Annotated in this window: 9 protein-coding genes; 2 read left to right on the forward strand and 7 right to left on the reverse strand. The window is 51.7% G+C overall.

Annotation, left to right across the window (positions count from 1 at the left end; translation table 11 throughout):
- The 4 genes from ACOJWD_RS06740 to ACOJWD_RS06755 all read right to left on the reverse strand — a co-directional run.
- Window positions 1-397: DUF4411 family protein (locus ACOJWD_RS06740; RefSeq protein WP_486992460.1), on the reverse strand; the 397-nt coding region annotated here is incomplete at its 3' end.
- A 16-nt stretch (window positions 398-413) separates the two neighbouring features.
- Window positions 414-1,550: an ImmA/IrrE family metallo-endopeptidase gene (locus ACOJWD_RS06745; RefSeq protein ID WP_486992461.1), complete on the reverse strand. Its 1,137-nt coding sequence runs from the start codon at window positions 1,548-1,550 to the stop codon at window positions 414-416.
- 547 nt (window positions 1,551-2,097) lie between these two features.
- Entirely contained in the window at window positions 2,098-2,400 is a 303-nt protein-coding gene (locus ACOJWD_RS06750) for a hypothetical protein (RefSeq protein ID WP_486992462.1), read from the reverse strand.
- Window positions 2,401-2,936: 536 nt separating this feature from the next.
- Complete coding sequence (locus ACOJWD_RS06755; RefSeq protein WP_486992463.1) at window positions 2,937-3,419, reverse strand: GNAT family N-acetyltransferase; 483 nt, start codon at window positions 3,417-3,419, stop codon at window positions 2,937-2,939.
- Between the two features lie 84 nt (window positions 3,420-3,503).
- On the opposite strand from ACOJWD_RS06755, the gene ACOJWD_RS06760 reads away from it, so the two are divergent.
- The gene (locus ACOJWD_RS06760) at window positions 3,504-3,863 is read left to right on the forward strand and encodes a methylglyoxal synthase (protein ID WP_486992464.1); all 360 of its coding nucleotides are present in this window, start codon (window positions 3,504-3,506) and stop codon (window positions 3,861-3,863) included.
- 124 nt (window positions 3,864-3,987) lie between these two features.
- Here ACOJWD_RS06760 and ACOJWD_RS06765 read toward each other — a convergent pair whose 3' ends face one another.
- The 3 genes from ACOJWD_RS06765 to ACOJWD_RS06775 form a co-directional block, all read right to left on the reverse strand.
- Window positions 3,988-4,323, reverse strand: a complete 336-nt coding sequence (locus ACOJWD_RS06765; protein ID WP_486992465.1) for a hypothetical protein — start codon at window positions 4,321-4,323, stop codon at window positions 3,988-3,990.
- 130 nt (window positions 4,324-4,453) lie between these two features.
- The gene (locus tag ACOJWD_RS06770) at window positions 4,454-4,867 is read right to left on the reverse strand and encodes a thioesterase family protein (protein WP_486992466.1); all 414 of its coding nucleotides are present in this window, start codon (window positions 4,865-4,867) and stop codon (window positions 4,454-4,456) included.
- The gene (locus tag ACOJWD_RS06775) at window positions 4,864-6,222 is read right to left on the reverse strand and encodes an O-antigen ligase family protein (RefSeq protein ID WP_486992467.1); all 1,359 of its coding nucleotides are present in this window, start codon (window positions 6,220-6,222) and stop codon (window positions 4,864-4,866) included. The genes ACOJWD_RS06770 and ACOJWD_RS06775 overlap by 4 nt, the downstream gene beginning before the upstream one ends.
- A gap of 101 nt (window positions 6,223-6,323) precedes the next feature.
- On the opposite strand from ACOJWD_RS06775, the gene ACOJWD_RS06780 reads away from it, so the two are divergent.
- A partial coding sequence (locus ACOJWD_RS06780) for a TolB family protein (RefSeq protein WP_486992468.1) occupies window positions 6,324-6,950 on the forward strand: 627 nt, incomplete at its 3' end.

Raw genomic sequence — 6,950 nt, forward strand, 5'->3', positions numbered from 1 at the left:
ACGCACTTCTGTCCACGTCCTCCTGTCTCAGTTGTCCTTTCGTATACCTTGTCAATACGGATCCTGGGAAATTATCCCTGTCTGGGTAATGATTAGCTTTAAAGCGGGGGGTTATCTGAACCAGCCGAGCAATAGCTTGATACTCCGCTACCACGGCACTCCGAACATTGTCCAATTCCATGACAGGTTGGCACAAGACTGCACCGGCACCGCGAACCCACTGAGCTAGCTCGTCGTCGTGTTCATCTACCATTTCGCTACGAACCCAATCGATTACGCGGATGCGCGCGGCGAACTCGGCCAGACTGTCCCAAAAACCCGGTGCCAAATCAAACGAATAGTAATTGCGGTACGCTTGTATCAAAACGTTGGTATCGAGCACATAGATGACGGACAACAGGCTATCCACCCTTTCACAATGTCTCTATGAATTCCGCATACTTTTCGAACGTCTCTCTTTTCAACCCGGTTAACCGATAAGCCTCAGAATACAAGGTCGTACCCTCGCGCACCGATTGGATGATTGCTCGACTAAAAGGTATCCCCATGCGGTATCGAGCCGTCCTATGGAAGTTGCCGCCGCCAGATCCAGAGTTGCTGACCCATTCTCGACTCTTATATTCGTGATAGAACTCAAAGAACTGCTCTTGGCTCATCAGTTCAAGGTCCAATGCTCGTCGTGCCACGACGATTTCGCTCACCTTTAATCGACGGGCGAGCAACGGTATCAGTCGTGCTCCAGCCCAGTTCTCTCGCATTCGCTTTGCAGGTACCAGAAATTCGGCAGCCACTAGATTGCAAAACTTTTCTACCGGATGGTTGGCAACCTGTAAGTCGCGAAGGTCAAACACGGCACTCTTACTCAGAGCCACGTGGGCCAACTCATGCGCTACAGTAAACATTTGCGCCGCCTTGGCATCCCTGCGATTCACAAAAATCAACGGCGCGTACTCATCGGTCAACGTGAAGCCCCGAAATTCGTCCGGGTCTAGAAGTCGATGCGTATTGTAGCCCACCATGCCGCTAACCATGACAAGGACTCCGGACCGCTCAACCGCCCCAAGCAGCTTAGTCAGGGCATCCTCCCAATTGGGTTGCTGGTCCGCCCAATCGGGCTCAAGCTCCAAGGCGTTCCTCACTATCTTCACGACGTCATCGACCGACATCCTGCGGCGAGCACGGCCGACCAACGGTACCGGCGGATTTCCCTCGGCAATGAGAAAATCGCGCATCCAGTCCTGTCGCAGTTGCATTTGACGTACGGTATCCAGCAAATTAATACTCGGGCGCACGAGTCGGCCATCGTCCGTGGTGCGGAAATAGGGAATGGGCAGTGCGTCATCAGACGGCGGTTCGGGCAAAAAGAAGAATCCCAAAGGCGTATGCGTTCTTCGGGCAAGATCCTTCAATTGCGGCATCGTTGGTTTTTTTTCTCCAGCCAGCCATTCCCGAATTCGCGGAACCTTTTGAATTAGAGAATCGGCATCCTGCTCATCTCTGGATATGGCCCACAAGAGCATTTCGCGACTGATGGTAATCTCGCTGGCCACCTCGCGGCCCTCCTTTCCCCCGGCGTTTTAGTTCACTATTTATTCGCACATCGATAATCCAAACGATGGTACTTGTTTTCGATACATTCGCCGATGGTTCCTGCCACCACACACGGCCTAATCACGGTTAGTATTTGCACCGGCCCAATCGCCCCGGCAGAAGTGGTCTCCTATACCTTATGAAGAAAAGCGGGCAATGATAGCAACCGCAACGTCTCGGTACCATCTGCATCGGCCAGCGTCTTGATCAACGATGCGAATGGTGGACCATCCGCGCGTTAATCACCTAAGAATGGCCATCCGTCGAATTCGTGACGTCGGCCAAATCAATCACATAATCCGATTTCGCGGCTGGACGACGAAGGCGCTTCAGAACGAGCGATCAAACACAAAATCCGAATACACGATTTCTTTTAAGGGTCACAATGGAGTAAGTTTCTTTTCACCTATAATGCGAAAGTGCAGAGAGCTGCCTGTCGGACATTGCAGTGAAGAGAAGGCTAAGACGGGGTCGAATGTCTCGTGAAGGCGCGATAAATATGCGGATTTATGTGCGGTGGCCGTGCTGTGACTCTTCCACAAGGACCTCAAGGGTATCGAGGCGCCCAGATGTCTTATCCTCACGTCGGACCAAGACCCGCATTTGCTTGGATAGGTCGTCGAATCGGTGATTGGTATTAATTTCAAAGGCATCAAACCGTTGTTCAAGGGCATCAAACCGTTGTTCAAGGGCGTCAAACCGCTTGGACAGTTCGATGAGCATGGCATTTGTTGCGCCTACGATTTTTACGAGCTGACTTAACGTCTCCTCAATCTGGGATAACCTTTTTTCAAGGATACTGTCCTCCATCAAATCTCTCTCCTTTTCATTGCTGAAATTATTTTGGTAACGTTAGTATAGATGCATGAGCATGCTAAGAAAAGGATTTATCCAGTGATGTCGAAAGATTTTCGGTTGGCCTGAGATTTCGCTCGTTAGTGCCGCGGTGGCGCTGAGATTTACCTGTATGAGGGATGCAATTCCATGGGTTCGCGGTCAGTCGGATGACATGGCGCATCATGACAAGTTTTTCTTTTCGCCAACGCGGGTTTGCCAGCGTGCTGGTTGTTTGATCACCGTTTTGTAGACACGTGCGATAGTCGGAGACCATATTCGTGATAGCCCTTTCATCCGGCCTGAAAGGTTCTGCGCATTTCAATTTGTCCAGTCCTCACACTGAGATGCGGAGTCTCGCGGGCAGCATCGTCTCCGTCACTAGCACGAAACTCCTTGGGTACTTGAGACAGCACTCTCACACCACACTGAATGGGCAAGGCAAATTTAATCGAGGGGATTGGTTCGCCACTTGACGGCATTTCATGGAATGAAGATGGAGCAATCAATCCTTATCCCAGAAACTTTTCTAACTCAATTTCATCATGAATGGGGATGCCATTCTTAGCCAACAAGGGAATGCTGGGCTTGACCACGCGCGCTTCGTCAACAGCGCCTGGATAGAGGGCAGACAAACGATATCCGCGCTTCTGATAAAAGGCGAGTGCTCGGATATTATCGTTACTGGTGATGAGCACCATCTGCCGGATTCCCTGTGAAGCGACGTAGTGTTCTGCCTTTATCAAGAGACCAGTACCAATGCCCTGTCCTTCTACGAGAGCATTAAGACTCATAATTTCTGCCTGCTTTTCATGGCAGGTGATCGTAATGGCACCGACGGGGAGCATGTTATCATCGTAGGCAAGAAAACTGGTCAACGAGTGCAAATGATAACTCTTGCCTCGAGAGACCATTACGCGTCCGCCCCATTCATCATCCCACAGTTTTTCCAGCCATGCGACTTCATAGGGGCTCTTAGCCTCGCCGATACGCACTGCTCTCACGTCCTTAGGCTCTTGTCATTTGCTGGGCCTATGGTAGCATGAAAGAAAAGTCGCGTCGAGAATGGAAGGAACCCTATGCAGATTGCTCTCATTGCTCACGATACCAAGAAGACTCTGTTGGTCGCATTTGTAGGGAAGAACCGAGAACACTTTAGTCGTCACGAACTCTTTGCTACCGGGCATACGGGGCAACAAATTGCGGATCATACCGGGCTTCCCGTGCATTGTCTCTTAAGCGGACCGATGGGGGGAGACCAGCAGATGGGAGGGCGGATTGCCCAAGGGGATATTCAGATGTTGTTCTTTTTTCGTGATCCGTTATTTGCGCATCCTCACGAGCCCGATGTGAGCGCTCTACTACGCATATCTGATGTGCGCGGCATTCCCGTGGCTACCAACACGGCAACGGCTGAAGCGTTAATTCACCTACTGTAACCGAGGGGTGACGATCGGTCGCGATACGGTGGGGTGTGGTTGACAGTGCTCGCTGACACCTTCGAGTGCTCAAAGCCCAAGGTCTCGCCGTGAAGCACCGATCCGATCCTCTTGTCCCCGGTTTCTACGATGGCTTGTGAGTGCCAGCGTAGCGTCCCAGAACAAAGTCATCGCGGTGAATTTCGACCGCCAAGTCTTGGCCGGGAGAGGTGCCGCGTACTTGATAAATTTTGGTTCCCGCGGGAAGCCGGTTGGACAGGTCGGGTCCGGCATGGTTGCTGGGCGTGAGAACATTATAGAGTCGACCAATCGCGTCTGGGGCGACTGCTGTGGTTCCGACAATATAAACCCTTTGGGGTGACAATTCGCCTCTCCATACTGTGATCCAGGTAGGCTGCGCTCTCCACCCGATTATGACGATTAAGACGAGAAGAGCGGCTCCGAGTCCTATCTTTTTCATGCCCTGTCTCCTTCGCAATGGTGGCGCGAGGTCTCACCGTGTCACGTGAGTATGTTGCCACTCCCGCGGATTCGGGAATGGAGCGGCGGTTTAAGTGGCGCCGCCACCAGTTTCGCTGCGCCTTAGCGGACTAACGGGAGGAGTCGTTTTCGGCAGTAAGGGTCTGAATGCGTTCACTAAGAGAGGCCTTTTTTACCAAGACTTGGACAAACCGCCCTCGACCTATGATCCCCCGAGCATTTTGTGCCACCACTGCGGCCAGAATGCGATTCTTCTCTAATGATTCGAAGGTGGCTTCAGCAAAGAAGGATTCTCCGACCAAGGTGGGCGCTAAATGGACAATGTCGATGGCATACCCGACCGCATCCTCCTCCTCTTCCAGATAGGGGAGAATGAGGAGCAGACCCGCCCATTCCATCCATTCAATCATTTGCGCGGTGGCTAGTACCGGGTGAATTTGCTGCCCTCCCAGACGCGCGACCATCTGATCGGTTACGGTCGTTTCTACATGACTGGTGATGCCTTTTATGAGCCCCTGTTTCATGACGACCTCTCTTTCGTGACGGATGTGACCCATTGATCGTGGAATCGATTATGGGGGTCGGACGACGCAACAAATACCATTCCCCCTAAGACTAGACCATAGACCACCCACATTAGGTTATAGCCAATCATGACACTAGATGGGGAAAGACTGCCTAAAATAAACCCTATCAGGGCGGACAGCCCGGCCATGCCGATGTATTGCCCCCAGAGGTCAGGTGACTTCAATAGTCGCACGGCGCCTATGAGGAGAGAAATGTAAAACGCGACATAGAGGACAAATCCTTCTAAGCCAAAATTCATGGCCACTTCGAGCCACATATTATGGGCGTCGACGACACCAAACGTATTATAGCGAGAATGGTGGGTGAGCCAGTACCGATAGTAGCGTTCAGCGCCTCGTGCTCCCATGCCCCAAGGATGTTCGAGAAGTCCATGCAGTCCACTCAAATAGAGCGCTTCGCGGATTTGCACTGATCCTGGACCCTTCTTCTGACGCGCTGCTCCAAAGACGTGAATAATGTGCGAGATTTTCTCTAGTGCGAAGGGCAGGTGGGCGTTAGGGTGGGTTTGCAAGAGGACAATTAGTCCGCCGAGCACGATGACGAGGGCTCCCAGTAGCATTTGTGCGTAGCGGCGATACGGTTTCGGCAAAATAATGGCGAGAACGATTGCGTCAATGACTAAGGCCAGTTCTCCCCCACGACTGCCCGTCTTATAGAGGACGTAGAGCAGGACCAGTGTCAATATTCCACTGAAGACGAAGACGACACGTCGTCGCACGGCAAACCCGGCTAGTACCACAAATGGCAACATCAGGGCTATCGCGACGCCTAGGTTGTTAGGATCGTAATAAAATGCTGTGGGAATGTGGCTGGCATGAATACCCCCTTCGCGTGATTGGGGAAGGTGATGGGTGGTAATAATTTCGTAGACGCTGACCACGATGGTGGCAATCAAATACATCGGGACGGCGGCCAAGATAACCGCTTTAAACCATTGATGGTACCGACCCAGAATCCACAGGGTTAATACGATCAGGTACCCGCCTACTTGGGACCAAGCATAGTATTCATAATAATATTGGTGGGGACTATAGAACCAAAAGGTGAGCCCGACGACCACGAGCCAGCCGCTCAACACCACCATCGAGAAGAGTCCTCGGCGTGCGCCGCGCGTAATCGCTACAATGGCCGCTAGTGGTCCGAGCAATAAGAAGGCGCGTTGCAAAATGCTAAAGACCGAATGATTGGTGACTCCGGGAATAATCAGATAGCCCTCGTAAAGCGATGTGGCGACAAAGAGAAATGCGAGAATGAGACAGATTTGTTCAACCCACGAAAAGCGCTTTGTCACGTCATCCCTCCCTAATAATATGTCCATATTAGCGAAATGGGGCCAGAAGGAAAAGACTGATGCGACCACGAAACAGTAAGAAAAGATGTAAAGGATGATGGATGGTGATAGGTATTGAGAGGTATTTAGGAGTGCGAATGGCCTTTAGCCCGGTCTATGTGAGAGCTAAGAGAGAATGGCTTTTTTTGATGAATCTTACAGGAACAGCTCAAGTGTATTCCATAGCGTCTCCTGGTGCATGGCCGCGGTTGTTGACCGACTATCCTGAACGTGTCTCGGGAATCTACGCGTCGCCCCGTGACGCGGGAGTGATCTTGACGCGGGATCTAGGCGGCAATGAGCACCACCAGGTATTCTGGATGGATTTAGATAGTGCCGAGGTATCGCCCATCACCGAAGATCTCACGGCAGTGCATCAATTCGGGGCGTTTTCTCCTGATGGAAAGACGATTGTGTACACGTCTACTGCCCGTAATGGCAAGGACTATGATTTATACCTAACGCCACTCCATGGCAGTACTCATCCCCAACGCATCCTCGACTTGACTGGAAGTTGGCGCGTGTTGCAGTGGACCAAAAACGGCGAGGAACTGTTGATGGCTGAGATTCTTAGCAATGCGGCACAATCGTTATACCGTTATCGTTTCGCTGATAAGAGTCTTCACCGTCTAACACCGACTGATGAGCCGGCACAGTATTTGCACGCACATCTGACAACGGCGGGCGAT

Source organism: Sulfobacillus sp. TH-112, assembly GCF_057473405.1.